At 41.0% G+C, this 26825-nt stretch carries 36 protein-coding genes, 1 tRNA gene and 1 other RNA gene; 32 read left to right on the plus strand and 6 right to left on the minus strand.

Going from position 1 to position 26825, the window contains the following annotated elements:
- Positions 1-53 precede the first annotated feature (53 nt).
- Positions 54-815, plus strand: a complete 762-nt coding sequence (locus QE450_RS20960) for an SIMPL domain-containing protein (protein WP_273614393.1) — start codon at positions 54-56, stop codon at positions 813-815.
- 355 nt (positions 816-1170) lie between these two features.
- Positions 1171-2328: a PdaC/SigV domain-containing protein gene (locus tag QE450_RS20965; RefSeq protein ID WP_273614394.1), complete on the plus strand. Its 1158-nt coding sequence runs from the start codon at positions 1171-1173 to the stop codon at positions 2326-2328.
- Between the two features lie 158 nt (positions 2329-2486).
- Here the strand turns inward: QE450_RS20965 and clpP are convergent, their stop codons facing one another.
- Entirely contained in the window at positions 2487-3083 is a 597-nt protein-coding gene (gene clpP, locus QE450_RS20970) for an ATP-dependent Clp endopeptidase proteolytic subunit ClpP (protein ID WP_273614395.1), read from the minus strand.
- Between the two features lie 356 nt (positions 3084-3439).
- Positions 3440-3514, minus strand: a tRNA-Arg gene (locus QE450_RS20975).
- 250 nt (positions 3515-3764) lie between these two features.
- Here QE450_RS20975 and QE450_RS20980 point away from each other — a divergent pair.
- From QE450_RS20980 to ssrA, 10 genes are all read left to right on the plus strand, one after another.
- Entirely contained in the window at positions 3765-4796 is a 1032-nt protein-coding gene (locus QE450_RS20980; protein ID WP_069325818.1) for a sugar-binding transcriptional regulator, read from the plus strand.
- A 131-nt stretch (positions 4797-4927) separates the two neighbouring features.
- Complete coding sequence (gene gap / locus QE450_RS20985; protein ID WP_273614396.1) at positions 4928-5932, plus strand: type I glyceraldehyde-3-phosphate dehydrogenase; 1005 nt, start codon at positions 4928-4930, stop codon at positions 5930-5932.
- Positions 5933-6066: 134 nt separating this feature from the next.
- Positions 6067-7248, plus strand: a complete 1182-nt coding sequence (locus QE450_RS20990; protein WP_273614397.1) for a phosphoglycerate kinase — start codon at positions 6067-6069, stop codon at positions 7246-7248.
- 104 nt (positions 7249-7352) lie between these two features.
- Positions 7353-8105, plus strand: coding sequence for a triose-phosphate isomerase (tpiA, locus tag QE450_RS20995; RefSeq protein ID WP_307301824.1), 753 nt, complete (start codon positions 7353-7355; stop codon positions 8103-8105).
- The gene (gene gpmI / locus QE450_RS21000) at positions 8106-9650 is read left to right on the plus strand and encodes a 2,3-bisphosphoglycerate-independent phosphoglycerate mutase (RefSeq protein ID WP_273614398.1); all 1545 of its coding nucleotides are present in this window, start codon (positions 8106-8108) and stop codon (positions 9648-9650) included.
- Positions 9651-9731: 81 nt separating this feature from the next.
- Entirely contained in the window at positions 9732-11036 is a 1305-nt protein-coding gene (gene eno / locus QE450_RS21005; protein WP_204826913.1) for a phosphopyruvate hydratase, read from the plus strand.
- Between the two features lie 338 nt (positions 11037-11374).
- Complete coding sequence (gene secG, locus QE450_RS21010) at positions 11375-11605, plus strand: preprotein translocase subunit SecG (protein WP_069325812.1); 231 nt, start codon at positions 11375-11377, stop codon at positions 11603-11605.
- A gap of 425 nt (positions 11606-12030) precedes the next feature.
- Positions 12031-14793, plus strand: a complete 2763-nt coding sequence (rnr, locus tag QE450_RS21015) for a ribonuclease R (RefSeq protein ID WP_307301828.1) — start codon at positions 12031-12033, stop codon at positions 14791-14793.
- Positions 14794-14968: 175 nt separating this feature from the next.
- Positions 14969-15451: an SsrA-binding protein SmpB gene (gene smpB, locus QE450_RS21020; protein ID WP_273614400.1), complete on the plus strand. Its 483-nt coding sequence runs from the start codon at positions 14969-14971 to the stop codon at positions 15449-15451.
- A 383-nt stretch (positions 15452-15834) separates the two neighbouring features.
- Positions 15835-16199, plus strand: a transfer-messenger RNA (tmRNA) gene (gene ssrA, locus QE450_RS21025).
- 266 nt (positions 16200-16465) lie between these two features.
- Here ssrA and QE450_RS21030 read toward each other — a convergent pair.
- From QE450_RS21030 to QE450_RS21040, 3 genes are all read right to left on the minus strand, one after another.
- The gene (locus tag QE450_RS21030) at positions 16466-16663 is read right to left on the minus strand and encodes a hypothetical protein (protein WP_307301831.1); all 198 of its coding nucleotides are present in this window, start codon (positions 16661-16663) and stop codon (positions 16466-16468) included.
- Positions 16660-17655: a recombinase family protein gene (locus QE450_RS21035; protein WP_307301833.1), complete on the minus strand. Its 996-nt coding sequence runs from the start codon at positions 17653-17655 to the stop codon at positions 16660-16662. Before QE450_RS21035 ends, QE450_RS21030 begins: the two co-directional genes overlap by 4 nt.
- An 85-nt stretch (positions 17656-17740) precedes the next feature.
- Positions 17741-17932: a hypothetical protein gene (locus QE450_RS21040; RefSeq protein ID WP_307301835.1), complete on the minus strand. Its 192-nt coding sequence runs from the start codon at positions 17930-17932 to the stop codon at positions 17741-17743.
- A gap of 217 nt (positions 17933-18149) precedes the next feature.
- Here QE450_RS21040 and QE450_RS21045 point away from each other — a divergent pair, with 217 nt between their 5' ends.
- The 11 genes from QE450_RS21045 (at position 18150) to QE450_RS21095 (ending at position 22743) form a co-directional block, all read left to right on the plus strand.
- Positions 18150-18620 (plus strand): hypothetical protein, encoded by a 471-nt coding sequence (locus QE450_RS21045; RefSeq protein ID WP_307301837.1) that lies wholly within the window; start codon positions 18150-18152, stop codon positions 18618-18620.
- A 210-nt stretch (positions 18621-18830) separates the two neighbouring features.
- Positions 18831-18968, plus strand: coding sequence for a hypothetical protein (locus QE450_RS21050; protein ID WP_307301839.1), 138 nt, complete (start codon positions 18831-18833; stop codon positions 18966-18968).
- 540 nt (positions 18969-19508) lie between these two features.
- Positions 19509-19682: a hypothetical protein gene (locus QE450_RS21055; protein ID WP_307301842.1), complete on the plus strand. Its 174-nt coding sequence runs from the start codon at positions 19509-19511 to the stop codon at positions 19680-19682.
- Between the two features lie 38 nt (positions 19683-19720).
- Positions 19721-19900, plus strand: coding sequence for a hypothetical protein (locus QE450_RS21060; RefSeq protein WP_307301844.1), 180 nt, complete (start codon positions 19721-19723; stop codon positions 19898-19900).
- Positions 19901-20492: 592 nt separating this feature from the next.
- Positions 20493-20717: a phage terminase small subunit-related protein gene (locus QE450_RS21065; RefSeq protein WP_307301846.1), complete on the plus strand. Its 225-nt coding sequence runs from the start codon at positions 20493-20495 to the stop codon at positions 20715-20717.
- 2 nt (positions 20718-20719) lie between these two features.
- Positions 20720-20932 carry a hypothetical protein gene (locus tag QE450_RS21070; protein WP_307301848.1) on the plus strand — a complete coding sequence of 71 codons (213 nt, stop codon included), beginning with the start codon at positions 20720-20722 and terminating at the stop codon, positions 20930-20932.
- Positions 20933-20980: 48 nt separating this feature from the next.
- Entirely contained in the window at positions 20981-21307 is a 327-nt protein-coding gene (locus tag QE450_RS21075) for a hypothetical protein (protein ID WP_307301850.1), read from the plus strand.
- On the plus strand, positions 21301-21507 hold the full coding sequence (locus QE450_RS21080) for a hypothetical protein (RefSeq protein WP_307301852.1): 207 nt from the start codon (positions 21301-21303) through the stop codon (positions 21505-21507). The genes QE450_RS21075 and QE450_RS21080 overlap by 7 nt, the downstream gene beginning before the upstream one ends.
- A 288-nt stretch (positions 21508-21795) precedes the next feature.
- Entirely contained in the window at positions 21796-22011 is a 216-nt protein-coding gene (locus QE450_RS21085) for a hypothetical protein (RefSeq protein WP_307301854.1), read from the plus strand.
- Between the two features lie 56 nt (positions 22012-22067).
- A complete protein-coding gene (locus QE450_RS21090; RefSeq protein WP_307301856.1) occupies positions 22068-22343 on the plus strand; it encodes a hypothetical protein in 276 nt (91 codons plus the stop codon).
- Positions 22344-22347: 4 nt separating this feature from the next.
- The gene (locus tag QE450_RS21095) at positions 22348-22743 is read left to right on the plus strand and encodes a phage minor head protein (RefSeq protein ID WP_307302788.1); all 396 of its coding nucleotides are present in this window, start codon (positions 22348-22350) and stop codon (positions 22741-22743) included.
- A gap of 37 nt (positions 22744-22780) precedes the next feature.
- Here QE450_RS21095 and QE450_RS21100 read toward each other — a convergent pair whose 3' ends face one another.
- Entirely contained in the window at positions 22781-22987 is a 207-nt protein-coding gene (locus QE450_RS21100) for a hypothetical protein (protein ID WP_307301858.1), read from the minus strand.
- A 79-nt stretch (positions 22988-23066) separates the two neighbouring features.
- Here QE450_RS21100 and QE450_RS21105 point away from each other — a divergent pair, with 79 nt between their 5' ends.
- The 9 genes from QE450_RS21105 to QE450_RS21145 all read left to right on the plus strand — a co-directional run bounded on the left by QE450_RS21105 (position 23067) and on the right by QE450_RS21145 (position 26740).
- Positions 23067-23216 carry a hypothetical protein gene (locus QE450_RS21105; protein ID WP_307301860.1) on the plus strand — a complete coding sequence of 50 codons (150 nt, stop codon included), beginning with the start codon at positions 23067-23069 and terminating at the stop codon, positions 23214-23216.
- 3 nt (positions 23217-23219) lie between these two features.
- Positions 23220-23309, plus strand: a complete 90-nt coding sequence (locus QE450_RS21110; protein ID WP_307301862.1) for an XkdF-like putative serine protease domain-containing protein — start codon at positions 23220-23222, stop codon at positions 23307-23309.
- Positions 23310-23364: 55 nt separating this feature from the next.
- A complete protein-coding gene (locus QE450_RS21115; protein ID WP_307302789.1) occupies positions 23365-23769 on the plus strand; it encodes an XkdF-like putative serine protease domain-containing protein in 405 nt (134 codons plus the stop codon).
- A 170-nt stretch (positions 23770-23939) separates the two neighbouring features.
- A complete protein-coding gene (locus QE450_RS21120; RefSeq protein ID WP_307301864.1) occupies positions 23940-24242 on the plus strand; it encodes a hypothetical protein in 303 nt (100 codons plus the stop codon).
- 24 nt (positions 24243-24266) lie between these two features.
- Entirely contained in the window at positions 24267-24959 is a 693-nt protein-coding gene (locus QE450_RS21125; protein WP_307301866.1) for a hypothetical protein, read from the plus strand.
- A gap of 236 nt (positions 24960-25195) precedes the next feature.
- Positions 25196-25444, plus strand: a complete 249-nt coding sequence (locus tag QE450_RS21130; protein WP_307301868.1) for a hypothetical protein — start codon at positions 25196-25198, stop codon at positions 25442-25444.
- 80 nt (positions 25445-25524) lie between these two features.
- Positions 25525-25794: a head-tail connector protein gene (locus QE450_RS21135; RefSeq protein WP_307301870.1), complete on the plus strand. Its 270-nt coding sequence runs from the start codon at positions 25525-25527 to the stop codon at positions 25792-25794.
- A gap of 35 nt (positions 25795-25829) precedes the next feature.
- Positions 25830-26285 (plus strand): hypothetical protein, encoded by a 456-nt coding sequence (locus QE450_RS21140; protein ID WP_307301872.1) that lies wholly within the window; start codon positions 25830-25832, stop codon positions 26283-26285.
- A 137-nt stretch (positions 26286-26422) separates the two neighbouring features.
- Positions 26423-26740 carry a hypothetical protein gene (locus QE450_RS21145; protein WP_307301874.1) on the plus strand — a complete coding sequence of 106 codons (318 nt, stop codon included), beginning with the start codon at positions 26423-26425 and terminating at the stop codon, positions 26738-26740.
- Positions 26741-26825: the final 85 nt, after the last annotated feature.

Below are 26825 nucleotides of genomic sequence, written 5' to 3' on the forward strand. Positions count from 1 at the left end.
TTTTATTTGCTCCTTATCGTTTAGTAGGTACAACCAATTAAGGAGTGAATAAAATGAAAAGAACAAGTAAATCCCTAGCTTCATTGATGCTCGCAGGTACATTACTAACTGGTATGAGTGCGTTTGTAGCACTGCCTAGTCATACAACTTATGCAGCGGAAACGGCAGTTACAACAGCACCAGGTGTGATCAATGTGAGTGGTACAGGTAAGTTAACAGTCAAACCAGACATCTCATATCTAACGATCGGAGTACAGACAACTTCAGCGACTGCTGCCAAAGCCCAATCAGCAAATGCTGAGAAAATGGCAAAATTGAATACTTTGCTCAAAGGAGAATGGAAAATTCCAAACGCGGATATTGAGAGTGTTCAATTCTATGTACAACCCAACTATGATTATAACGGTAAAGACCCGCAAAAAGTTACAGGTTATACGGCATATCATAGTTTGCAAGTGACTTATCGTGATTTGGACAAATTAGGTTCATTGTTGGATGCTGCTGCTAAATCAGGAGCTAACAATATCGGTTCTGTTAGCTTTGGGATCGAAAATGAAGATACCTATCAAGAGCAAGTTATTGCCAAAGCAATGTCTAATGCAAAAGTAAGAGCTCAATCGATTGCAAAAGCAGCAAACCTTTCACTTGGAAGCTTGTTGTCCGTAAGTGATCCAGGTGTAAGTGCACCACCTGTTGTATATATGGAAAAACAAAGTGCTAAAGCGCTAGATACTCCTGATGCTGCTGGTACAAATATTGAGCCAGGTACGATTGAATTGAATGCTACACTTAACGTGCAGTATGCTATGAATTAACAGATTGAAGCGTGAATGAATCTGATTAGAGCAAAATAATCAGAATTGTAACTAATTATACGTGCAAATCCACGTATCGTTTCAGTATAGTAGAAGTTTACTAAAGCAGAGCAGTCCTCAAATTAGAAACGTTTATCTTGTTCAATATCTACATGAGCAAGATAAACGTTTTTTTGATATTCAGCAGAAAAACCTAAAAATGTTTTACAGTTTCATCATTTTTAGTAGGGCAATCGTGACTATGTTGTAAATTGATATTGAGTGATTTGTAAATCTCTTGATAAATGTTAAGGATATAATAAAGAAGGTTAAACCAAATATAACATGATACATAATGTTAAAGGAGAGATAATGAATGAACACGAATCAAAACAATACATCTAAAGCACATTTGAAAAAAATCTCTGCGTTTCTGTTAGCAACAACGATGGCTACTGTAGGAACGGTAGCTGTTCTACCAGGAACTTCTTATACAGTACAAGCGGCTGCTGCAACATCTTCTACTGCTAAATCAGCTATTCATGTACAAGTAGAAGGAAAAGCGATCGCTACAACAGGGATTGTGAGTCCAAATGGTAGTTCGCTACTTCCTCTAAAAGACACAGCCAAAGCAATCGGGGCTACAGTAACGTACAATGCTAAAGAGAAAACAGTTACCGTGACCAAAGACAAAAATAAAGCATCATTTGCTCTAGGAGTAGATGTAAATGACGGTGTATTTGTTACCTTAAATGGTAGTACGGTTGGAGATAGTTATGATGCTAAAATAGTCAATGGTACTTCTTATGTAGCTATCAAAGCAGTTACAGATCAATTCGGATATCGTGCGGTATGGAATGGTGCTACACGTACTGTAAATATAACAAAAGAAGGCATGAATAATATTGAACTAACAACAGCTACTCTAAAACCGACCAAAACGAACAGCTATACAGAGATCAATATTAAATATCCAGTCATATCTGGTTTGGACAATTCAGAAGCTGAAGTAGCTATTAATAAAGCTTTCAAAGCTCATGCGCAAACTTATTTGGAACAAACACAAAAACAAGCTAAAGAATTAGGAGCTCCTCCTAAAGATTCAGCTATGACATATGAAATAGATAGTGGTTATAAAGTAACTTATAATCGTAACGGTGTATTAAGTGTGTTAGTAAACGACTATGAATTTCTCGGTGGTGCACACGGCGGGGCTACGCTAACTGGGATGACATTCTCGTTGAAAGACGGTAAGCAAATTCAATTGAGTGATCTACTCAAATCCAATAGCAATTATCGTAAAGACATCGACAAAGTCATTAATGCTGAAATCAAAAAAGAAGATCTTTACTTTGCAGATAGTTTTAAAGGAATTGCTGCTAATCAAGGATATTATTTAACAGATAGTGGACTAACAATCTATTTCCAACAATACGAAATTGCACCATATGCAGCAGGTACACCAGAGTTCTCATTTACTTTCAAAAAATTGTTACCTACAGGTGTAAATCCACTGGATGCGTACAAAGCTTAATTTTGATAATATAAGTGATCGGATGATAGAGTAATTGCAATATTATGAAGTAAATGTAGCAGTTATTAGACTAACTATTATAAAAAAGAATACAAAAAAGCCTCCGGTTTATATCCCGGAGGCTTTTTCGCGTGTTGTTCCAGCATGCTGGAGTAAAATTATACCCCTTGTGGAGGTGTATTTTCAATCACTTTATCAACTATGCCATATTCTTGTGCTTCAGCAGCAGTCATAAAGTAATCGCGGTCTGTATCTTTTTCGATACGTTCCAACGGTTGGCCTGTGCGATCAGCTAGAATTTTGTTCAATTTGTCGCGCATTTTAAGAATACGACGAGCACGGATTTCGATATCTGTTGCTTGTCCTTGTGCGCCACCAAGTGGTTGGTGAATCATGATTTCGCTGTTAGGCAAAGCAAAACGTTTACCTTTCGCACCAGCGTTAAGCAAGAATGCACCCATACTTGCAGCCATACCTACACAGATGGTAGATACATCAGCTTTGATAAATTGCATTGTATCGTAAATAGCCATCCCCGCAGTGATCGAACCGCCTGGACTGTTAACATATAGGTGGATGTCTTTCTCCGGGTCTTCGGCTTCCAGAAACAGCATTTGTGCAATAATCGCGTTAGCTACAACATCATTAACTTCAGAACCTAGAAAAATAATGCGGTCTTTTAACAGACGAGAGTAAATGTCATAGGCACGTTCTCCACGACTGCTTTGTTCAACGACCATTGGAATATAACTCACTAGAAACCCTCCTTCAAAGTTGTACATCATAATAGATTAATTATAGATCAAATATTGTATTAGAAGATACTCATTGTTCTTACCACATTATAGGATAATTCGAATCAAAAGTCAAAGAAAGTCAAACTATCCTGACCAAAAGTGTAGGAACATCAGTAAAATCGGTTAATGAAGAAGAGGGCAACCCAAATTTGGGTATAAAAATAACCAGCATAGGCTGGTTAAAGGGTGTTCTGCATTTATAAGTCAATCACTTAATGTTGCGCAAATAGTTCTTAGATATGATAGAACATATCAAAAGGCATTCGATCATACCGATTCTTATGTAAAAAAGATAATGAAATAAAAAATATAAATGGCGCGCCCGCCAAGAATCGAACTTGGATCTCAGGCTTCGGAGGCCTACGTCATATCCATTGGACCACGGGCGCACATCAAAACAGCAGTACGATTGATTATAGGATATCTACCTATAAAAAGCAAGTTGGCTTGGGAGGAAATCACAGATAAAAACGATAACATCAACCTCTCACAGAATAGTTGTGTTAAAAACTTGCTTCTGCATGAAAAATTGGTTAAGATAGACGTGGGACTTAAAAAGTTATGCCGGGACATTTTGAGTCCATTAAGAATCGCGGATATAATGAACACTGAGCGAGATAAGTTGCAGGAGTGGAATGCATGCGGAAAATATTAGAAATACAAAAGCAGCTTCTGCCCGATCTCACCGAAGTACTCAAAAAAAGATATACTATTCTGCATCAGGTTATGATGGTAGGGCTGGTTGGAAGAAGATCACTCGCCACATCGCTTAATATGACTGAACGCGTCTTACGTGCAGAGACCGATCTTCTCAAATCGCAAGGGTTACTTGAGATTGAAAGTACGGGAATGAAGGTTAGTGAAGCAGGCAAGCAATTGCTTGATGAGCTGGAACCTATTATTCAGGAACTGCTTGGATTATCGAATCTGGAAGAACGTATTCGCACTTTCTATAAGTTGAGACAAGTAATTGTCGTTCCTGGTGATAGTGACATATCTATTATGGCTAAGCAAGAGCTTGGACGAGCAGGAGCCAAAGCGCTGCTCAGTGTCATCCGTGAGGACGATGTCGTTGCTGTTACAGGAGGCTTTACATTAGCTGAAGTCGCTGAGCAACTCAGTCCATCCATACCGGCACCTCTCAAGAATGCCTGGTTCGTACCGGCAAGAGGCGGACTTGGAGAGAGTATGGAATTTCAGGCGAATTCGATTGCTTCCACTATGGCAAAGCGTGTAGGCGCACAATATCGATTGTTGCATATTCCAGATTTATTGCGTGAAGATGCTTATGAATTGCTTTATCAGGATCAGAATATCCGCGAAATTGTCGGTCTGATTCGTAAAGCACGTATCATCATGCATGGAATTGGAGATGCGATGGAGATGGTGCGTCGCCGTAGACTTGAACCCGAGGCAGCGGAAGAAATTCATGCCGCTGGAGCTGTTGCTGAATCATTCGGTCATTATTTTAATGAACAGGGTGAGACGGTGCACCAGATGTTAACGATGGGACTTCAGCTCGATGATATTTCCAAAGCGGAAGTGGTTATCGGTATTGCTGGAGGTCGTAGCAAAGCCAAATCGATTCATGCTGTACTCAAATTCGGTCAGGAAGATATTCTGGTCATTGACGAAGCCGCTGCTAGAGAAATTGTGAAAGAACTAGACTAGTCCTTTTGCTTCATTTTCGAACGTCTAGCAGTCGGCACACAAGATTTACTCTATAATGTTGTCTTGACATGCCTTTTATAAGGTATGTCTTGAAATAAATTAAATACACTATCTCTAGGAGGAATTAACTCATGGTTAAAGTTGGTATTAATGGTTTCGGACGTATTGGACGCTTGGCTTTCCGTCGTATTCAAAATGTAGCAGGTATTGAAGTAGTAGCAATTAACGATTTGACTGACGCTAAAATGTTGGCTCACTTGTTGAAATATGATACAACTCAAGGTAAATTTGACGGCGAAGTTGAAGTTCATGACGGATTCTTCAAAGTAAACGGAAAAGAAGTAAAAGTTCTAGCTAACCGTAACCCAGAAGAACTTCCTTGGGGAGATCTTGGTGTGGATATCGTTCTTGAATGTACTGGATTCTTCACAACTAAAGAAGCAGCTGAGAAACATTTAACAGCTGGTGCTAAAAAAGTTGTTATCTCTGCTCCAGCTACAGGCGAAATGAAAACAATCGTTTATAACGTAAACCATGAAATTCTTGATGGTACTGAAACTGTAATCTCTGGTGCTTCTTGCACAACGAACTGTCTTGCTCCTATGGCTAAAACTTTGCAAGATCAATTCGGAGTAGTAGAAGGCTTGATGACTACAATTCACGCTTACACTGGCGACCAAAACACTTTGGATGCTCCACATGCTAAAGGTGACTTCCGTCGTGCTCGTGCAGCTGCTGAAAACATCATTCCTAACACAACTGGTGCTGCTAAAGCAATCGGTTTGGTTATCCCTGAATTGAAAGGTAAATTGGATGGTGCAGCACAACGTGTTCCTGTAGCAACTGGTTCCCTTACTGAATTGGTAACTATTTTGGAGAAAAAAGTTACTGTTGATGAAGTTAACGCTGCTATGAAAGCTGCTTCTGATGCTGAAACTTATGGTTACACTGAAGACGAAATCGTATCTTCTGATATCAAAGGTATGACTTTCGGTTCTCTATTCGATGCTACTCAAACTCGTGTTCTAACTGTTGGTGACCACCAATTGGTTAAAACTGTAGCTTGGTACGATAACGAAATGTCTTACACTGCACAATTGGTTCGTACTCTTGAGTACTTCGCTAACAAAGCGTAAGAATCTTACGTGAACTGAAATAAATATTAATTCCATAAAGCGGAAACAGGTTTCTTGTGTTTCCGCTTTTTCTAAATGAATATCTGTTTTAAATTGCTCGTTAATCAAAATTCAGGGCATGGAGGAACAATATAATGAATAAGAAAAGTGTTCGTGATGTAGAAGTAAAAGGTAAAGTGGTATTTGTACGTGTAGATTTCAACGTACCTATGGAAGACGGTAAAATCACAGATGACAAACGTATTCGTGAAACTTTACCAACGATTCAATATCTAGTTGAAAAAGGTGCAAAAGTTGTACTTGCAAGTCATATGGGTCGTCCTAAAGGTGAAGTGGTTGAATCACTACGCTTAACTCCACAAGCAGAGCGTCTATCTGAATTGCTAGGTCAACCGGTTGCTAAAGCTGACGAAGCTATTGGCGATGCAGTAAAAGCAAAAATCGCTGAATTAAAAGAAGGCGACGTTTTGGTTCTTGAAAACGTACGTTTCTACCCTGGTGAAGAGAAAAACGATGCAGACTTAGCTAAATCTTTTGCAGAATTGGCTGATCTATTCGTAAATGACGCATTTGGTGCAGCTCACCGTGCGCATGCTTCAACAGAAGGTATTGCACACCACTTGCCAGCAGTATCTGGTCTTTTGATGGAGAAAGAATTAGATGTATTGGGTAAAGCATTGACTAGCCCAGAACGTCCTTTCACAGCAATCGTAGGTGGATCTAAAGTAAAAGACAAAATCGATGTTATCGATAACCTAATCACACTTGCAGACAACATCATTATTGGTGGTGGATTGACTTACACATTCTTCAAAGCTCAAGGTCATGAAGTAGGACAATCTCTTCTAGACGAAAGCAAATTGGATGTTGTACTTGGATTCATGGAAAAAGCAAAAAAATTAGGTAAAAAATTGTATCTTCCAGTAGATATCGTTGTTTCTGACGATTTCAGCGCAGATGCTAACACAGATATCGTAACTATTGATAAAATCCCAGCAGCTTGGGAAGGCGTAGACATCGGTCCTAAAACTCGTGAAATTTATGCTGATGTAATCAAAAACTCCAAATTGGTTGTATGGAACGGACCAATGGGCGTATTTGAAATCGCACCTTTCTCTGGTGGTACAAAAGCAGTAGCAGAAGCATGTGCAACAACTGAAGCTTACACTATCATTGGTGGCGGTGATTCCGCAGCAGCTGCAGAGAAATTCGGCTTGGCTGATAAAATGGACCATATCTCTACAGGTGGCGGTGCTTCCCTAGAGTTTATGGAAGGTAAAGCTCTTCCAGGCGTTGTGGCATTGAACGATAAATAAGTTTAAAATGTATATAGATTTGAGTGTTTTGGATTGTACAAAGCACTTCAGTGTGGCTTCGATCAGAACACTGTAGTTATGCAAACAGAAGGAGTGATATCGCAGTGAGAACACCAATTATTGCAGGGAACTGGAAGATGTTCAAAACCGTTCCTGAAGCAAAAGCGTTTATTGAAGATATCAAAGGCAAAGCAGAAGTAGATGGCGTAGAAAGCGTAATTTGCGCTCCTTTCACTAATCTTCCTGCTTTGGTTGAAGCAGTAAAAGGAACTTCTATCAAAATCGGTGCACAAAATCTTCACTTTGAAGACAATGGTGCTTACACTGGCGAGATCAGTGGCGTAATGTTGAAAGATCTTGGTGTGGACTATGTAATCATTGGTCACTCTGAGCGTCGTCAATATTTTGCTGAAACAGACGAAATCGTTAATAAAAAAGTACATGCTGCTTTCCGTCATGGTTTGACTCCTATCGTATGTGTAGGTGAAAAGCTTGAAGAGCGTGAAGCTAACCAAACTAAAGAAGTATGTAAAGTACAAACAGAAGGTGCTTTTGTCGGATTAAGTGCAGATCAAGCGAAAGAAACAGTAATCGCTTATGAGCCAATCTGGGCAATCGGAACAGGCAAATCTTCTACATCCCAAGATGCGAATGAAGTTATCGCTTATATTCGTGAATTGGTTAAAGGTCTATACAACAAAGAAGTGGCTAACGCAGTTCGTATTCAATACGGCGGTAGCGTGAAACCGGAGAATGTGAAGGAGTACATGGGACAAAGCGATATTGATGGCGCACTTGTCGGCGGCGCAAGCTTGCAACCTGATTCTTACATTCAGCTCGTTGAGGGGGCGAAGTAAATGTCAGCACCCAAACCAGTAGCACTAATCATTATGGACGGATTCGGTCTGCGCGCAGAAGTAGAAGGCAACGGCGTTGCTCAAGCGAAAAAACCGAATTATGATAGATATCTAAGCGAATATCCACACACTACATTAACTGCTTGCGGTGAAGCTGTAGGTCTGCCTGAAGGGCAAATGGGTAACTCGGAAGTAGGTCACTTGAATATCGGTGCAGGCCGTATCGTATATCAAGATTTGACTCGTATTTCCAAGTCGATTCGTGATGGAGACTTTTTCCAAAATGAAGCGTTGGTTGGCGCATTTACAAATGCAAAAACAAACGGCAAAAAATTGCATGTGTTCACCCTGTTATCCGATGGCGGTGTACATAGTCATATCGATCATTTATTCGCTACACTGGATATGGCTAAACGCGAAGACTTCCATGATGTATTGATTCATGTATTCTTGGATGGACGCGACGTATCACCAGATAGCGGTAAACGTTATATGGAACGATTGGTTGCTCAAATAGCAGAAGTGGGCGTAGGTAAAATTGCTACCGTTCAAGGTCGCTATTATGCAATGGATCGTGACAAACGCTGGGAACGTGTGGAAAAAGCTTACCGTGCTATCGCTTTTGGCGAAGGTCCGGCATTCAAAGATCCAGAAAACGTTATTTCTTCTTCTTACCAAAATTCAGTATTTGACGAATTCGTTGAACCATCTGTTATTGTGGATAGTGAAGAAAAACCAGTCGGTACAGTAAGTGATGGAGATTCAATCATCTTCTTGAACTTCCGTCCTGACCGTGCAATTCAATTATCTCAAGCTTTTACGCAAGAAGCATTTGAAGGATTCGATCGTGGACATGCACAACCGCAAAACCTGTACTATGTATGCTTAACCACATACAGCAATACAGTAAGTGGAACGGTAGCGTATGGCCCTAAAGATCTGAGCAACACGCTTGGTGAAGTCTTAGTACAGCATGGCAAAAAACAATTGCGTATTGCTGAGACTGAGAAATACCCGCACGTTACATTCTTTTTCAGTGGCGGTCGTGATGTAGAACTTGAAGGCGAGACTCGTATCTTGATTAACTCTCCTAAAGTCGCTACGTATGATCTACAACCGGAAATGAGTGCACGTGAAGTAGCAGATGCTTGTATCGCTGAGATTGAAGCAGAGCGTCAAGATGTTATCATTTTGAACTTTGCTAATCCTGATATGGTAGGTCACTCTGGTAAGCTAGAGCCTACAATCAGAGCCGTAGAAACAACAGATGAGTGTGTAGGTAGAGTCGTAGATGCGATTCTAGCTAAAGGTGGCGTAGCCCTAATTACTGCTGACCATGGTAACGCTGAGACAGAGATTGATGAATTGGGTCGTCCGCAGACGGCACATACAACAAACCCTGTACCATTTATCGTCACAGATAAAAATGTTACTTTGCGTGAAGGTGGTATCTTAGGTGATATCGCTCCAACCATTCTTGATTTTGCACAATTACCTAAACCGGAAGAAATGACAGGTACATCTATTGTCAACAGCCGTAAGTAATTGCTCGCTATAAAGATATGACTTAAAATGTAATGATCATGTATGATCTAAAATAACGATTTAAAAGGAGAACATTTAACCATGACTATTATTTCTGATGTTTATGCACGCGAAGTTCTTGACTCCCGCGGTAACCCTACAGTTGAAGTTGAAGTATACTTGGAATCTGGCGCTTTGGGCCGCGCTATCGTTCCTTCTGGCGCATCTACTGGTGCTCATGAAGCTGTAGAACTTCGTGACGAAGACAAATCTCGTTACTTGGGTAAAGGCGTTCTTAAAGCAGTAGAGAACGTTAACGAAATCATCGCTCCAGAAATCATTGGTATGGATGCTTTGGATCAATTGGGTATCGATAAAGCAATGATCAAATTGGATGGTACTCCTAACAAAGCTAAATTGGGTGCTAACGCTATTCTTGCAGTATCTATGGCTACTGCTCGTGCAGCTGCTGATGCTCTTGACCTTCCATTGTATGTATACTTAGGCGGATTCAACGCAAAACAATTGCCAGTACCAATGATGAACATCATCAACGGTGGTGAGCACGCTGATAACAACGTTGACGTTCAAGAATTCATGGTATTGCCAGTTGGAGCTCCTAGCTTCAAAGAAGCTCTTCGTACAGGTGCTGAGATTTTCCACAGCCTTAAATCTGTATTGAAAGCTAAAGGACTTAGCACTTCTGTAGGTGACGAAGGTGGATTCGCTCCTAACTTCACATCTAACGAAGAAGCATTGACTTCTATTATCGAAGCGATCGAAAAAGCTGGTTACAAACCAGGTGTTGACGTATTCTTGGGTATGGACGTTGCTTCTACTGAGTTCTACAAAAATGGTAAATATGAACTTGCTGGCGAAGGTAAATCATACACTTCTGCTGAGTTCGTAGACTTGATGGCTTCATGGGTTGATAAATACCCAATCATTACAATCGAAGATGGTTGTTCTGAAGATGACTGGGAAGGTTGGAAATTGTTAACTGAGAAATTGGGAGACAAAGTTCAATTGGTTGGTGACGACTTGTTCGTAACAAACACTGAGCGTCTTGGTCGTGGTATTGAAGAAGGTATTGGTAACTCTATCCTTGTTAAAGTTAACCAAATCGGTACACTTTCTGAAACATTTGATGCGATCGAAATGGCTAAACGCGCTGGTTACACAGCTGTTATCTCTCACCGCTCTGGTGAATCCGAAGATAGCACAATCGCTGACATCGCTGTAGCGACAAATGCTGGACAAATCAAAACAGGTGCTCCTTCACGTACAGACCGTATTGCTAAATACAACCAATTGCTTCGCATCGAAGATCAATTGGGTGACCTTGCTAAATACGATGGTCTTAAATCTTTCTACAACTTGACTGCACACAGAGGCTTGACTAAATAATTTACTTTTAACTTTGGATTCAGATTCTTTTAGAAGAAGATGATCAAAAGTCAAAAGATAGATCACAACCATCCGGTATCATGCCGGGTGGTTGTTTTTTTATATAGTTGCCTGCTAAAATTAGGAATATGTTAACACGTAAAAAAGAAGGGTAAGCTTCAAAAACTGACTTAATCATACATATCGGAGTAAAAAGATTGCTTTTTACTTGAAAAATATGCTAAAATAAGAATGCTGTTTTCTATACGATTATTACATACGATAGTGATAGTCAATCGCTATTGTTCTTATATGATAACGATAGATGTTCGGCGTATTCGTTTGAGGAGGTGGAATTCATGTTATTGACTTTGAAAGTACTGCTCATGATTTTTTCCGTTGGGTTGATCGTTATTGTTCTACTTCAAAAAGGTAAAAGTGCTGGACTTTCTGGTGCCATCTCCGGCGGTGCGGAACATCTTTTTGGTAAAACCAAAGCGCGCGGAATGGAACTGGTGTTGGAACGTACAACAGTAGGTCTAGCTATTGGATTTTTTGTTTTAGCTATTCTTGTAGCGGTCTTTAGTTAAATCATGAATCGCCTGATTCGGTAGAGCATCATTTTACCGGTTCAGGCGATTTTTATATGTTAGGCAAAAGATTGTTCTTTGGTTAGTGATTGTTCATAGAGAATTCATATAAAGGAACTATACTTGGAATTGTTCCCGAGCTTGTCCATTATTCCCATGCAAGACATGTAAGACCGAAGTCCATGATGTGCAATACTTTTCAGGCAGTTTTGTTATTCCCAACCAAGGAGGGGATAATAGAACTGCCCTCTTTTTTTATACAGATCAATACAGGCAACTGAATATTTGAAGCGAATTGAATGAGTGAGATTAATTTAGTGTATACTAGGGTATGAGTATACTAAACGCTACAATGCATACAGTTGTACATACGGATCAAGAAGGGAACATAAGCTTACCCTGAAGGTCGTCCGAGGTGAAATGATATGATTACTGAACAACAAGTATTAGATGTAATAAAGAGTATCGATTATAAACCAATGACTTATCAAGAGTTGGAGCAGCAGTTAGAGATTCAAGCGGCTTCTGATTTTAAAGAATTGGTCAAAATATTAAATGAACTTGAGCACACAGGAGTGATCGTGCAGAACAAGTCTCATCGTTATGGTCTACCTGAACATATGGATCTGGTTCGTGGACGTATTCAAGCCCATGCCAAAGGATTTGCTTTTCTGATTCCTGAGGAAAAAGAGCATGGCGATGTCTACATCAATGCCAATGATATGGGAACGGCAATGAACGGTGATATCGTGTTTGTGAAAGTCACTTCTCGCAGTACGACAGGTGGTCGTATGGAAGGCGAAGTGGTCCGCGTGATTACTCGCAAAAATACACGCATCGTTGGTGTATTTCAAGGACTTGATACGTACGGATTTATTATCCCTGATGACAAGCGGATTAACCGCGATATTTTTGTGCCTAAAGAGTCATTCGGTGGCGCAGTTGAAGGGGAAAAAGTGGTGGCTGAAATCGTCAGCTATCCAGAAGGCAGAGCAGCAGCAGAAGGACGAATCGTTGAAGTGTTGGGTCACAAAGATGATCCAGGCGTAGACATTTTGTCTGTTATTCGTAAGCATCAATTACCAGAATCATTCCCTGATGAAATTATGGACGAAGCGCAAGCAGCTCCTGATTCTATTACAGATGCCGAGATCGTCGAACAAGGTAGACGTGATCTACGCGACAAAAATATCGTAACGATCGATGGTGAAGATGCCAAAGACTTGGATGATGCGGTCAATGTAGAGCGTCTAGAAAACGGACATTACCGTCTGGGAGTTCATATTGCAGATGTAGGCTACTATGTCAAAGAAGGCTCTAAGCTCGATATTGAAGCCTACAACCGCGGATGTAGTGTGTATCTAGTGGATCGCGTGATTCCGATGCTACCCCATCGCTTGTCCAATGGTATCTGTAGTCTACATCCACAGGTAGATCGCCTTACCCTTTCATGCGAAATGGAATTCGATGAGCATATGAAAGTTGTGAAGCATGAAATCTTTACCAGTGTGATCAAAACCAAAGAGCGTATGACCTATACAAATGTACGCAAAATTTTGGAAGATGAAGATCCAGAATTGTTAGAACGTTATGCTCCGCTTGTCGAGGATTTCAAATTGATGCGTGAATTGGCTATGCAGTTACGTGAAATGCGTGCTCGTCGTGGTGCAGTTGATTTTGATTTTGACGAAGCGAAGATTATTTTAGATGAAAAAGGTAGACCGATTGATATCGTGAAGCGTGAGCGTTCGGTAGCAGAACAGATTATCGAAGAGTTTATGCTAGCAGCGAATGAGACGGTAGCCGAGCATTTCAGTACGCTTCAAGTGCCTTTCTTGTATCGTATTCATGAGAATCCAGATCAAGAGAAATTGCAGAACTTCTTAGCATTCGCTTCGAACTTTGGTCATGTGATCAAAGGAACAGGCGATCATATTCATCCACGTGCATTGCAACAATTGTTGCAAGATATCAAAGGTGAAAAAGAAGAAACAGTGATCAGCACGATGATGCTTCGTTCGATGAAACAAGCAAAATACTCCGCAGACAGTTCAGGTCACTTTGGACTAGCCGCAGATTATTATAGTCACTTTACATCACCAATTCGTCGTTATCCCGATCTGGTTATTCACCGCGTGATTCGTGAAGTGATCGAAAATGGTGGGAAGCTGAAGCCGAAGCGCCAGGATTACCTCAATTCTCGTATGGCAGATATTGCGCAACAATCTTCAGAACGTGAGCGTGTGGCTGTCGATGCAGAGCGTGATACCGATCAACTGAAAAAAGCGGAATATATGCTGGATAAAGTGGGCGAAGAATTCGAAGGTATTATCAGCAGTGTGACAAGCTTCGGTATGTTTATCGAGCTGGATAATACAGTAGAAGGTCTGATCCGCTTAGGGATGCTGACCGACGATTATTATCATTTTGACGATAAACAAATGATCTTGCTTGGCGAACGTACTTCCAAAATCTATCGTATCGGCGATGCAATTACGGTACGTGTAGCTCGCGTGAATATGGAAGATCATACAATCGACTTTGAGCTTAAAGATATGCCGAAAAGCAATCGTCCTGAGCGTGCAGATCGTGGTGCTCGTCCTCCACGTGGAGATAGCGACCGTAGAGGTGGACGTGGCGGAGATCGTGGTAAAAACAAAGCAGCTAGTAAAGCGGCGAAATTCGGTAAAGCAGCGAAGGCTGCCAAAGCGACCAAAGCTCCTAGCACTTCGGTAGCGCCTACTACAGATACAGGCAGCAAAAAGCCAGGCAGACGCAAACGTAAATCATCTGCGGCAGCTTCCGGTCAGACGACTGCGGTAAATGTACCGACTACCCAACCGCGCAACCCGGACAGTACGACAGCTGTCAATACAGGTGAGGGTAAGCCTAAAAAAGCGAAAGGCATTTCGACCAATGCTCCGAAAAGTTCGGGTAAAGACAATTCTCGTAACTTTAACTTCGGTTCAGGAAAAGGCGGCTATAACAGCCCTGTCGAAAGTAGCAAAAAGCGTAAAGGTAGCCCCGCACCAAGACGCAAAAAGATAGAAGGCCCTGTATTCGATCCAGAAGCAGGCAATATCCAAACGTCTTCGGCTAAAGTCGATACAGGTAAAACAGGTGGCGAAGTGAAAAAAAGTCGTCCACGCAAACGTAAACCAAAATCTACCGAGCAAAAACCTGAATAAATAGCGATAGATCGGCTTTCTTCTTTCTCTGTATACCTTAGAATGAGGAGAGAGGATGAAGAAATGTCGGTCTTTATTTAAAATGATAGGTAGACAAGTATAGATAAAAGAGTAAATCTGCAAGGTATAACATAAGTAATTGTTAACTAATCCGTTTATAAAGGAGTGAACCCTTATGGCACCTAAAAAGGGTGAAAGTAAAGTTCTTGCACAGAACAAAAAAGCATCACACGATTATTTTATCGAAGATACGTATGAAGCTGGCATGGTTTTAACCGGAACAGAGATCAAATCATTGCGCCGCGCAAGAGCCAATATCGGAGATGCGTTCTCGACGATTCGTAATGGCGAAGTATTTTTGCACAATATGCATATCAGTCCGTTTGAAGAAGGTAACCGTGCGAATCCAACCGATCCGACACGTACTCGTAAATTGCTACTGCATAAAGGACAGATCAGCAAATTGATCGGTGCTTCTAAGCGAGACGGGTATACCATCGTTCCGCTCAAAATCTATATCCGTAATGGATATGCCAAGTTATTGATTGGACTGGGTAAAGGTAAGAAACAGCATGACAAACGTGCGTCTGCTGCCAAAAAAGATGCGGATCGTGATATTCAACGCGCACTACGGGATAATCAGAAGGTTTCTCGTTAAGTCAGTAAACGTTGAAAAGCGAAGTCATCATCATTTTGTAGTGAGTTAGTTACAATTAACAGGCAGATGGGTAAATGGATAGTGAAGCTGGTGTGAATCAGCGATGATGTTAGTACGTTCTGGCTTACAGAGCAGATAATGGCTAGAGGAACAACATGGTAAGGATCTCAGAACAACGTTGGTGTATTTGCACAACTGTTCACAGAGCCTAAAATGTGGTATACTCATAGTCTGTGGTCGTTGTATATTCTTTCAGTAGAAACAGCATATTGCTGATACATGACACACTTTACAGTTCTTTCTTATGGAGGGAAAGACTGTTGCTGTATATTCGGATAACGAGACTCATGTGATCCGTTCTAATCCAGCACCCTTTTTATTAAGGGGGCGTTTATGGATTCGACGGGGGTAGTTCGAGCATGGGTAGCGGGTAGTGGGGACGCGTCCGCTTTATCAACGCTAAAGCCTATTAAACGGCAAACAACAAACTAACTACGCTTTCGCAGCTTAATAACCTGTGAGCGTGCTCTCCCCTCGCATCGCCCATGTGCCAGGACGAGGGCCCAACTAATAGTGGGCTACGCTGTCACATCTCCGCCTGAGGTGTGCTGAATAAGATAACCAGGCTGACCCAAAGGGAATCCGGTGACAGGGAGTTCCTAGGGTGACATCAAATCTGTCACTACACCCGTAGAAGCTTATGTAACGTTGCCTTCGGACAGGGGTTCGACTCCCCTCGCCTCCATTTTGTACTGACTTTCTGTACCAGATAGGAATTTATCAGGTACGGAACTTAGTAAATAAAAAACACCGCCATCAATTGGGCGGTGTTTTTTATTTTAAGCATTAAATATTGAATAGCTTTGTAATCGTCTATGTATCTTTTTTTTCGCCTTTTTGAATAACAATCTGCCGAAACATGGATTGTATTAATTGCTTTTGTATATCAACTTCGATGTAATTCCAGTTCTCTTTCAAATTGAAAACCAATTCTTTAATTTCATCTTATGTAAATTAGTTCATAGAGAAATCTTCTGAATCATCAAATTCATTATAGAGTGCCATCATCCAATTTTTGCGTCTGCGATTTGAAAGGTCAATTTCCTTTTGTAGATGTTTTTTGTATTTCTTTATCTTAGGATCATCACGCTTAACTTTTAATCTTCCTCTAGTGATAAGCAATTGTTCAAATAAAAGTCGATTTAATTTCAATTCTGAAATCCCAGGTTCAGGACAAGTACCATTTGAATAATTATTACGACATCTATAAGATCGATATTGTATCCCTTTTTTAGTAGATGCATTCCAACATAAATAGCGCCACATTTTGCGCAGCGTACAATTCCACCATATGGGTAATCATAAGAATTTCTGGATATAGTATCTTCAGCCTTACGTGTCATCATCTTATGTACATTCATGAAGTATTCCATGGAAATAATAGGTTCATGATCTCCAATAACCTTTATACGTTGTTCTTCTTCCCACAACCCAGGTTTAAAATGGTTATGGCCAGTATAAGTAGGGTTTTTCAAAATGCTTCGAATATACTTGCTATCCCATACGCCGCCTTCTTTTCCCTGACTATAACCGTTCATAATTTTAGCAATTTTCACAACGCCTTTTTCCTCAAGATAGTAGCGATATACGTCTCGTATCAACAACTGTGCTTCCTTTTCATTTATGACCAGATTACGATCTTCATCGAAATCATAAGTCAAAGGCGCACGCGACATATGCCGACCTCCATGAGTGACTTCATGAACCAATCCTTTTAGTGTTTCTTCTTTTAAATTATCTGAATAAATTTCAGCAAATATTCCATTGAAGTATAAGAATGCTTTACCCATTGATGATTGAGTATCTATTTCTTCACTGCTCAAAGAAGCCACAATGAGTCGCTTGTTTAGTTTATTTATGAGCGCGATAAAGTCGTATAGGTCACCTAGATTACGGCTAAATCGATCCAACTTATGTATAAGGACAGCATCAAAACGCCCTGCTTTCATGTCGGCAATAAGCTGTTGAACGCCAGGGCGCTTTTTTATAGTTTTTCCTGATATACCTGGATCGGAATATACTCGGTATAGTTCTAACCCTTTGCGTTCCAGTAGTTCCATCAGCAGTTCATGCTGAGCTTCGATTGAGAAGCCTTTTTCAGCTTGGCGATCTGTACTTACTCTGATATAAATTGCTGCTTTCATATATGATAGTCCTCTCAAAAGTTCAAAAATAAGAGCCCCAAAGGGCTAATCAATATGGTTTGATTATTTTATAGACTGCTGAAATTTAATATACCGGTTTGGAAATACTGAGTACCGGACTACTTTCCCATCGTGCAGTCGAATAATCATATCCTTTTTTAGAAAAAGTAGCTTTTAGACTTTCACTAACTAACTGTTGCAAAATTTGATGAGAAGTTTTAATTAATTGATCTTGTGTTAGTGTAGGGTCAATCATTGATACTAGCAGTATTACCAAGTTGTTTAAATCGTTTGTATTTGGGCTACTACTAGCTATTTGAATAGATGCGAAACTTCCATTTGATTTATTAATAAAACCTGTAATGTGGTATCATGAGACTGGAAAATCTAGTCTCTTTTTTGTATTAAGGTATGATAGAAAACACAGAATTATGTAATAGGAGGATGGAAGCCTGAATTATATCCATTAAAATTAGAAAGGATCTGAATAGTAAATGAACAGAAATATAAGTCTATTGGATAGCAGCAGTGGTTATGTATTTTTGAAAAAAAGATTTAAAATAAATTCTAAAACTACTTTACGAGAATTGAAAGATATAAAATCGACTTTGAAGAGAAAACTGGATTTAGAAGAATTGAGTATATTAAAAAATAATCTGCATGGAGAGTTTGAAAGTTCAAAGGCAGGTAATACATTACTTTCAGGATTTGCTATATATGCTGCTTTATTGAGCGCTTCTATTACGGTTATACTTAATTTAGGATTTCAGTACAAGAAACTTGCAGATGAGTTCCAGTATTATTTATTAACAAGCATATTAATTGGTGGTGGTTTATTTACAATAGCGATTATGGCAATATACCTTGCACAGAAACTTCATTCTAAAGTAAAGCTTGCAAGCACTTTATATTCAATGGTGGATGAGATTTATGAGGAAAAGCTGGAAGAGTTAGTAGAAAAATAATGAACGTTTTTTGAACGGGAAATGACCACTTTATGATACTTCACTGGACTTTTCCTATGGTAAATTTATATTATGGAAAATCGAATAGGAACACTGATGAGGTATGAATACCTTGGCGCTCAGGTCAACATCTAATGCTGGCCTTTTTCTATTGTAATGAAACGACGATCCGGTTTTTCTACACATGATAAATCAGGAGGTATTGAAGCAATGGCAACAGAAGCAAAAGCAGTAATCAGTGATGGATTCGCATTTTTGGATGCATGGCGTGTATTGCATGTTCATGGCGATCAGAGTAAAGCAGTTCAAGCCGCAGCAGGTAAAGTAGTGCATACGTTTATCCGGTGATTCCAGCAGGGCAGGAATATGAGCAGCTGGTCATTACTGTTCATGAGGATGGTAACCTGACTGAGAAGTTTGAGCAAGATGGACGATATAACCTTTTTTCTGAACTAAATTAAATTGGTTTGGAATGCATGTAAGATGATTGACTGCTATTCTAACCGATCAGTAAAATGGCCTTGTTCTTCCTCTATAGTTACAAAGTACGTATGCTTTTAAGCAAAGAGCACAGCAATTTTGTGTCACGCCGTAGGCGCGAATGCTTTTAAACACATGAACATACAGAGCTGGCACGTTCGGTTTTACATAGAGCATATGAAGTCACTACATCAGGTGGCTTTTTTTGTTGTCCGATACTATGACTAAAGGTGATTACATGGGGAGAAAGAAGAAAGTTATTCATATTAAAGAACCCAGGCAGCCTAAAAAGTGTAAAGGTTACGTATGGGGCAGATGGGATGGAGTGAAGCAATTTTGTAGTAGAGTCGTTTGTCAAAAGGTAAAAACTTCCTGAATGTATAATTACATTATTTAGGAGGTGAAAATATGTCTAAAACTCATGAAGAATTAGCAACAGAAATGAATATAGCGATTGTAAATGCTAGAGGTGTTGCATTAGCTGGTATAGGACAAGAAAATGCCGTTCAGGCAGCTAATAGGTTGAGTGTGCTTAATGATGGAGCTGTTGCATCAATTTACCAGCATACTCTGGCAGTGTAAAGGCAAACAAGTAACTTTCTATTTTAAGGAGGACTAATATGAATGAAATCATACGAGAATGTATTGATTTTAGAAAAAAATATAGTCACCTGAAGATGGATCAAGCATTACCGCTATTACAAAAAGGCTGGGCTGAAATCGGTAACAAGCATGGCCTTACAGCTGCAGATGTATTTTCGCAATATATGAGTTGGCGATCACAGCAAGATAAGAAATGACAGCAGTAGTAAGTATGCTAAACCTAAGCAGAGGTATGTTGGCTGTCAAAACTAATCATGGGTTACTATTATCGAAATTTTAGATAGTTCTATACCTGAATTAGGAGATATTTTATCCGGTGATTTGGATTCTTTAGGTTCAGAAACTTTAATTAATGTATCGAAAATGAAGTGATAGACACATACATTCAAGATATCTATGCCAATAAAGAGGAGGCCATTAAAGCGATATCTTGATTCATTAAAAAGAATACAAAGAAAAGGCGGTCTATTTTATGGATCGCCTTTTCTTTTTCCAAAATTGAAACAAACATAACTCAATCATAGATTCCATTTTACGCGGCTTTTTTTGCCTCTTCAAAGGAAGGGTATGACTTTTCAGAGATATTACCGCCAGGGGGAATTAATTGCGGGTTTAAACGTATTCTCCAATCTCCAGGTTGCTACTCCTCGATAGTTAATCCTATTGGTAACATGGATGTATCACCTCCTAAAATATCTGACAATTGTAATATCATGTTCAGAGCTTGTTTCATTATATAAAATATTAACTTTCTTGGGAATTTAATAGCTGGAGGTGGTGATATGTAGCATGGCGAGAGAACGACGGCCTGAACGCGATCAGGCGAAACAAATGTGGCTGGATAGCGGTGGCACAATAAAGCTAAAAGACATCGCCGCTGCTCTTTTTGCTAGTGAGCAGCAAGTACGGAAATGGAAATCGCAAGACCGCTGGCAGAACGTTTTGAATGGTAACGCCAATGGTAAAGTTACTAATGAAATCAAAAGTAACGCTGGCGCACCCGCCGGGCAATAAGAATGCAGTCGGTAATCCAGCCAGGCGGGGGTGCGCCGTTTCGGAATAAGAATGTGCTGATCCACGGCATCTATGCGACAGTGTTTCTTGATGTTCTGGATGAAGATGAACAGCAGTTGCTTGCTAAAATTAATCCCGATCCGCGGGTGCAGGCAGAGGAGCAACTGGCGATGCTTACAATTCAGGAACGACGGCATTTACATCGAATTAAATAGCTTGAAGCTGGGCTGACCGATCATGATCGGAAGATCAAGCAGGAGCTGATGAGCCGGACAGATAAGTTGCAGCATGCCAGTCTTAAAAACGGGAAGGTCATTATGGTATCGGTCACGACTGAAGGTATGAAGGTGACTGAGGTTATCACGATTGAGCTATCGAAGCTGGAGAAGATTTTAAAACAGGAAGAAGCACTGACTAAGGTACGGGACAAGAAGATTCGCCTGATTAATCAGATTGCCAATATGGATCTGGATCAGGAGAAGATGCAGCTGGCGCGCGAGCGTATGGAGCTGGAGCGTTACAAGGTATTGGGCAGGGGCGATGATAACGATGATGTAGAAGATGAATACGCTGGGGATGATTTATGGTAATTGCACTTGCGAGGGAGCATCAACGGCGGATTAAGCAGAAGTTGCAAGCACGTCCGGACAAGCTGGCAGAGTCTAAAGGCATCCTTTTTAATTTTGAGTTATTTTGCTTCCTCATGCTGAGGATCAAAAACAAACAAGGTAAGGTTGTTCCGCTTGAATTAAACGCTGCACAGCGCCGCTATGCGCAGAGTATTCAGTGATATAGCCGCAGGTAAACCAGTAGAATCATTATACTGAAATCTCGGCAGATGGAATTCTAAAAGGTGACTGAGGCGCTGATCTACTACTTTTCATCACTGCAGGAAGCTAAGAATGCCTTTATCGTCGCCCAGTCTTCAGATGCATCCAGCAACTTGTATGATATGTTCCATTTCTATTATGAGCGGGTACCTGCCGTAATCTAGCCAATGAGCCGGAAGAACAATGTCAGGAAAATGACCTTTGAAAACCCTGCGATCCGGACTGCAGACCGCCGGAGGAACCAGGGGTTGAAATCAAAGATCACTGTTCAGACGGCCGAAAGCCGTGTACTTGACCGGTCGGACACCATTCATTACCTTCATGCATCAGAAGTAGCGTTCTGGCCAGCCAAGGAAAAGAAGCGGCATTTACTGTTACTCCTGGCTGCTTTATCTAAAGAGCCGGGCAGCATTGGGATTATTGAATACACGGCAAACGGCATGGAAGAGTTCAAGCAGCTATAGGATTCAGCAGTGAGAGGGAAAATGACTTTACCCCGCTCTTTTTCGCATGGTTTGAAATGCCGGACTACCGCAAACCGGTACCGCCTGGCTTCAAGCTGACGGATGAAGGGGAGCTATTCAAGGTATTGCTGACAGTTACTGCTGGTGAATTGTTTCAGGACAAGTTTGAGCAAGCACTTGAGGATAGTTTTACTCCACTTTTTAATCTAGCCGGTGAAACAGAACTGAATGATCTTGAGCCAGATAAGGTCTGGACGAAAAAGAACAAGCGCGCAGCTGTCTTTGTGAAGAATCTGAAAGATTTGGTGCCGGATGAATGCAACTTTTACTGATACGATGCTTCGTTCATTCAAGGCAGCCATTGAGATAGGAAAGACTCCGACAGAACGTGCGCAGCTTGTAAAGGAAGTTAGTTCACAGGCAGCAAATGGTGAAGAAGGCCCATTTTCAACGCAAAGAGCTGTACATATATCACGAACCATGACGACCGCAGCTGCTAACGGTGGCAAGCAGAAAGGTTGGATGCAATTAGAGGTTGTCAAAAAGAAGAAATGGCGAGCAACAGGCGGTAAACATACTCGTGAATACCATCGCAAAGCAAATGGTCAAATTGTAAATGTGGATGAACCGTTTACTGTTGACGGGGAAAAGCTCATACATCCAGGCGATCCTGCTGGCAGTGCTAAGCAAATCGCAAATTGTCGCTGTACTATGCAAGCTGTCTCGCAATAAGAAAAGACCCGCGCTAAAACGCAGGTCTCTTGTGTATTCAGGCCAGCAAACTGCCAGCAACCCCTATAGAAAGGTCGGCAGTTGTTGATAAAAGAGAAGCTTTAATAAGCGAACACTCTTTTTTAATCCTATTTTTCATAGGCAACGCCTCCTTTGAATATGCAGTTTTTTTGTATGTCTTTTTAGCAGCGATGTAACTTGCAATTGCCTTAATGACAAAACCGCCAACCATAGGAAGAAGCATTACAGGTGACCCCAGCAGAGCTGAACTCAATACACAATGTAACAATTATATCAGAAAATGAGAGGAGGTGAATGAAAACATGGTTTATAGTTTGAAAGACGCAAAAATCACACACATTTCGCTGGTTGATAAAGGTGCGAATGGCGTACATTTTGCGATCATCAAAGAAGCAGGTAAAGTGTCTATTCAGAAAGAAATCCGCATTGCTAAAGCAGATGAAGACAAGTAGGTTGTGCTTAGCGTAGTATACCAACCAGATACAGCAGATACTCATGATGATCAGATGAGTGCTGAAGAAATTGAAAAGGTAGCACACATATAACATCGATAAGCAACACGATCTGGATACAGATAAAGGCTATGTAGTAGAATTCTATATCGCCCCTTGCGAGATAATTATAGGTGATCAGACTATTACCAAAGGTTCTTGGGTTGCTGGTGTGAAAGTGACAGATTCGGACACTTGGGATGCAATTAAGAAAGACGAGATCACAGGTTTTTCCATGTGGGGCATAGGTAAGTGGAAAAAAATTGAATCTGAGCAAGAACCAGTGACGAAGGGTTTGCTAAACCGTATTGCGAAAGCACTTGGCATCATTGAAAAAGGCACTGTTACTGAAAAATATAACCATAACCGAAAGTATCGAGAATTTTGGGCTGCACAAGATGCTCCTAACTTGGTCCTTTTTCGTTGGAGCAATTGGGAAGGCGGAATGGAATACGATCCGGCTATTATCCGCGAAGCGCTTCAAGATTTTGTTGATATCGCCCAGGGGGTATGATAACAAGACGACATTCTAAAAGCGATTAGCAAGCCGCTTGAAGCTATTAAAAAGACAGGCAAGAAGATTTACAATGGCAACATGCAGCATATCGATGATGCATTACCGCACTGACTGAACTGAAAAATAAAACAACTCCGAAAGAAGCTGGAGATGAGGAGGAAGACGATTTGAAAGCAGAAGCTATTGCAAAAGCAGTAGACACTGCGATGGGACCGATTACTAAGCAGGTAGGTGACTTGGCTGCACAAGTAACTGAGTTGAAGAAGGAAGAAGGCACTGCGTGTGATCAGCAGAATACATTGAGGGAAGCCATTGCAAAAGCTATGAATCCACTGACAGAGCAAGTGCAAGCTTTAAAGGATGAAGTACAGCTCATCAAAAACAGTCGTGGTGTTTCTGCTCAGTGCGGTACCGAGCAAGACGATATTCATAAATCAGCAGGAGACGTCAGCTTTGCAGGCGTACTGTAATTAAAAACTGGGGGGATAATACAAATGAGAAGTAATGGTGAAATTGTTAAGGCTACAACAGTCACAACTATGGATCAGCCTGCACTCAACTACGTGCAAGTAGACAAGTTTATGGAGATGGCATACAACTCTACAGAGTTTTTGAAAGGCAGCCGTACACTCACACGTACGGCTGCTAAAGGTAGTATTGATAAGGTCGGCGTAACTGGTCGTAATTTGCGCAGCAAAGTAGAGAACGTGTCAGCTGCTAATATCAAAGCTCCGGAATTCCCGCAAGTACCTTATGCAGTGGTTCCTGTGGTGCTTCCATTTGAGATCACAGAAGAATTTATCCGACAAACCAAACGGGTACGTGGTCAAGATGCTGAGGAAATCATTTTAGATGCAATGACCAAAAACTTTGCTGATAATATGCAAGACCTGGGATTTAACGTCAACACAGCTACGCCAAGCACGAACCCTGACTACGATTTCCTTAAAATCAATGATGGCTGGATTAAGAAAGCAAAGGCGAAAGGTAATCTAGTTGACTACAGCAAGTTCCAGCTGCCGGCGTATTCAAGTATTACATGCATCCCAACACGTTCTCGGAACGTTTGCAGGCACTGGCTGAAAAGGATACTAGCGAATCGATCCAGCTGCAAATCATGGGAGGTGTCAAAAAGATTAACTCCTATGATGTGGAAGAAGTACCGCATATGCCAGAAGGCGTTGTGATCTTCACATATGAAAAAAACTTCGTGCTGGTAAACACGTACGATATGTAAATTCGTAAAACGACGGAAGGAAAAGAAGCTATCTACGCGGACAAGCATTTTTACGCTATCCATGGCGATTACGATTCAATCTTTGAAGAGCCAGCAGCAGTGGTATTCACAGAAGGGGTGACGTTTTAATGCATAAAATTACGTTCACTGGTACCAATTATTCGTTTTGAACGGGGCAAGCCGCAGATGATCGAAGATGCTGAGGTGGCAGACAAGTTGGAGTCAGAACATGATTTTGAAGTGGAGCAGATTACGGATGCATCTACTCTTGCTGGCGAAGACAAGGATAAGGAGCCGACTTTGACAGCATTGAAGAAACAAGCCAAAGAAGCCCAGATCGAAGGTTACATCAAAATGGAAAAGCAGCAGCTGATCGATGCTCTGGCCGCAATCAAGAAATCCGATGATCCGTATGCTAACGCCCCAACAGCTTAAAACGCGAAGCCGCGTTGCGCCTGTGCAGGAAGCTGCTTCAGTAGTATATTGATGATGCGCAAATTCGCATTGAGCTGTACTTGTCGGTGTCATTCCCCGAAGTTCCAGATAAAAAGCTCAGGCTTGCATGGGTCAAGCTGGCTGAATCTCTGGTGTTGCAGGATAGCGATGAATATCTGACCTCTGTTGCCCTGAATTGTGCTTCTGAATCTGACGGCGCTTGGACCTATACAAGGCAGGCAGTTGCTGGCAAGACAACCGGTAATATAGATGTGGACAATATCCTTTATTTGTGGATTCAGCAGCAGAAGGGAGACGGCGACGGCGATGTGACGGTGATGCTGTTATGAGGCATGATTTTCATACGCCGCTACAGGTGATTCGAGTGACTGGACAACAGGACGGTGATTTCACCATTCGCAAGCCGGACGTGGTGGGCGAATATAAGTGTGTAGTTGTCAGTACATCCAGCTCAAGTAAAACGCATGAGAAGCCAATCATCTGGACGATCACAAAAAAAATCGGACTACCATCAACGACAGACATCCAGCGTAGCGATGAAGTGTTGATACAAGAGGAGCGTTTTTTGGTAATTGATGTGACACCACACCGGTATTCATCTTTCAAAAAATTCCGCGCCACTCTGGATAATGACAAAGATGGTCGCGGAATTTTCATTGGTGCGGTGAAAGAATACCTAGCGATCCGAGCAGTACAGAAGGCGATTGGCGCAGATTACAGATTTGATGAGGACAGCAGCAAAACAAGTGCATTCGATTACGCATATTGTAAATTGAAGGTACAGCCGCTGGATTCCATCGAAGCGTTTTATATTGATTGAGAGGTGGCATAATTGGAACGCGAACTTATTGGACGGTATCTATCTGTACAGGATGATGGTGGGGACGACATCCAGACCTTGAGGAAATTGAGGTTATTCTTAAACCTGAAAACCTCGATATTGTTCGAGCACGCCGGATGACCAAAACTAAGCAGTTAACTAAATATGAAATTACAGTAAAGCTGGTCATGTCAAAACTTAAATCTCGGTGTCGTTACAGGCTGCTGGAGAATTTCAAACCGGGTAAAACCATTTTCCTTCTGCGGATCACCGGATCGTTGGAAGATAAGATCACTGGTAATGTTGAACGTGTACTGTTAACGGATATTCATATTCATGGCGATATTGATATCCTTGTTGCTAAGATTGATGATAACAATGGTATTGATATTACACTTGAAGGTACGGCAACCGACTTCGATTTCATTGGTAAATTTCCGGAATACATGGCATAAATATTAATTTTCGAATTAAAGGGATATTATATAGCACCAGTGAATAACTTAATTGTATAAATATTGATAATTAAGGACTGGTGAA

Origin of the sequence: Paenibacillus sp. SORGH_AS_0306 (assembly GCF_030819345.1) — a bacterium.
In the GTDB taxonomy this organism is placed as follows: Bacteria; Bacillota; Bacilli; order Paenibacillales; family Paenibacillaceae; genus Saccharibacillus; species Saccharibacillus kyungheensis.

Coding starts and splice junctions, on each gene's coding strand:
- QE450_RS20960 (WP_273614393.1), top strand. CDS start 54: ATGAAAAGAACAAGTAAATCCCTAGCTTCATTGATGCTCGCAGGTACA.
- QE450_RS20965 (WP_273614394.1), top strand. CDS start 1,171: ATGAACACGAATCAAAACAATACATCTAAAGCACATTTGAAAAAAATC.
- QE450_RS20980 (WP_069325818.1), top strand. CDS start 3,765: ATGCGGAAAATATTAGAAATACAAAAGCAGCTTCTGCCCGATCTCACC.
- gap (WP_273614396.1), top strand. CDS start 4,928: ATGGTTAAAGTTGGTATTAATGGTTTCGGACGTATTGGACGCTTGGCT.
- QE450_RS20990 (WP_273614397.1), top strand. CDS start 6,067: ATGAATAAGAAAAGTGTTCGTGATGTAGAAGTAAAAGGTAAAGTGGTA.
- gpmI (WP_273614398.1), top strand. CDS start 8,106: ATGTCAGCACCCAAACCAGTAGCACTAATCATTATGGACGGATTCGGT.
- eno (WP_204826913.1), top strand. CDS start 9,732: ATGACTATTATTTCTGATGTTTATGCACGCGAAGTTCTTGACTCCCGC.
- secG (WP_069325812.1), top strand. CDS start 11,375: ATGTTATTGACTTTGAAAGTACTGCTCATGATTTTTTCCGTTGGGTTG.
- rnr (WP_307301828.1), top strand. CDS start 12,031: ATGATTACTGAACAACAAGTATTAGATGTAATAAAGAGTATCGATTAT.
- smpB (WP_273614400.1), top strand. CDS start 14,969: ATGGCACCTAAAAAGGGTGAAAGTAAAGTTCTTGCACAGAACAAAAAA.
- QE450_RS21035 (WP_307301833.1), bottom strand. CDS start 17,655: ATGAAAGCAGCAATTTATATCAGAGTAAGTACAGATCGCCAAGCTGAA.
- QE450_RS21045 (WP_307301837.1), top strand. CDS start 18,150: ATGAACAGAAATATAAGTCTATTGGATAGCAGCAGTGGTTATGTATTT.
- QE450_RS21050 (WP_307301839.1), top strand. CDS start 18,831: ATGGCAACAGAAGCAAAAGCAGTAATCAGTGATGGATTCGCATTTTTG.
- QE450_RS21055 (WP_307301842.1), top strand. CDS start 19,509: ATGTCTAAAACTCATGAAGAATTAGCAACAGAAATGAATATAGCGATT.
- QE450_RS21060 (WP_307301844.1), top strand. CDS start 19,721: ATGAATGAAATCATACGAGAATGTATTGATTTTAGAAAAAAATATAGT.
- QE450_RS21065 (WP_307301846.1), top strand. CDS start 20,493: ATGGCGAGAGAACGACGGCCTGAACGCGATCAGGCGAAACAAATGTGG.
- QE450_RS21070 (WP_307301848.1), top strand. CDS start 20,720: ATGCAGTCGGTAATCCAGCCAGGCGGGGGTGCGCCGTTTCGGAATAAG.
- QE450_RS21075 (WP_307301850.1), top strand. CDS start 20,981: ATGAGCCGGACAGATAAGTTGCAGCATGCCAGTCTTAAAAACGGGAAG.
- QE450_RS21080 (WP_307301852.1), top strand. CDS start 21,301: ATGGTAATTGCACTTGCGAGGGAGCATCAACGGCGGATTAAGCAGAAG.
- QE450_RS21090 (WP_307301856.1), top strand. CDS start 22,068: ATGCCGGACTACCGCAAACCGGTACCGCCTGGCTTCAAGCTGACGGAT.
- QE450_RS21095 (WP_307302788.1), top strand. CDS start 22,348: ATGCTTCGTTCATTCAAGGCAGCCATTGAGATAGGAAAGACTCCGACA.
- QE450_RS21100 (WP_307301858.1), bottom strand. CDS start 22,987: ATGCTTCTTCCTATGGTTGGCGGTTTTGTCATTAAGGCAATTGCAAGT.
- QE450_RS21105 (WP_307301860.1), top strand. CDS start 23,067: ATGGTTTATAGTTTGAAAGACGCAAAAATCACACACATTTCGCTGGTT.
- QE450_RS21125 (WP_307301866.1), top strand. CDS start 24,267: ATGAGAAGTAATGGTGAAATTGTTAAGGCTACAACAGTCACAACTATG.
- QE450_RS21130 (WP_307301868.1), top strand. CDS start 25,196: ATGATCGAAGATGCTGAGGTGGCAGACAAGTTGGAGTCAGAACATGAT.
- QE450_RS21145 (WP_307301874.1), top strand. CDS start 26,423: ATGACCAAAACTAAGCAGTTAACTAAATATGAAATTACAGTAAAGCTG.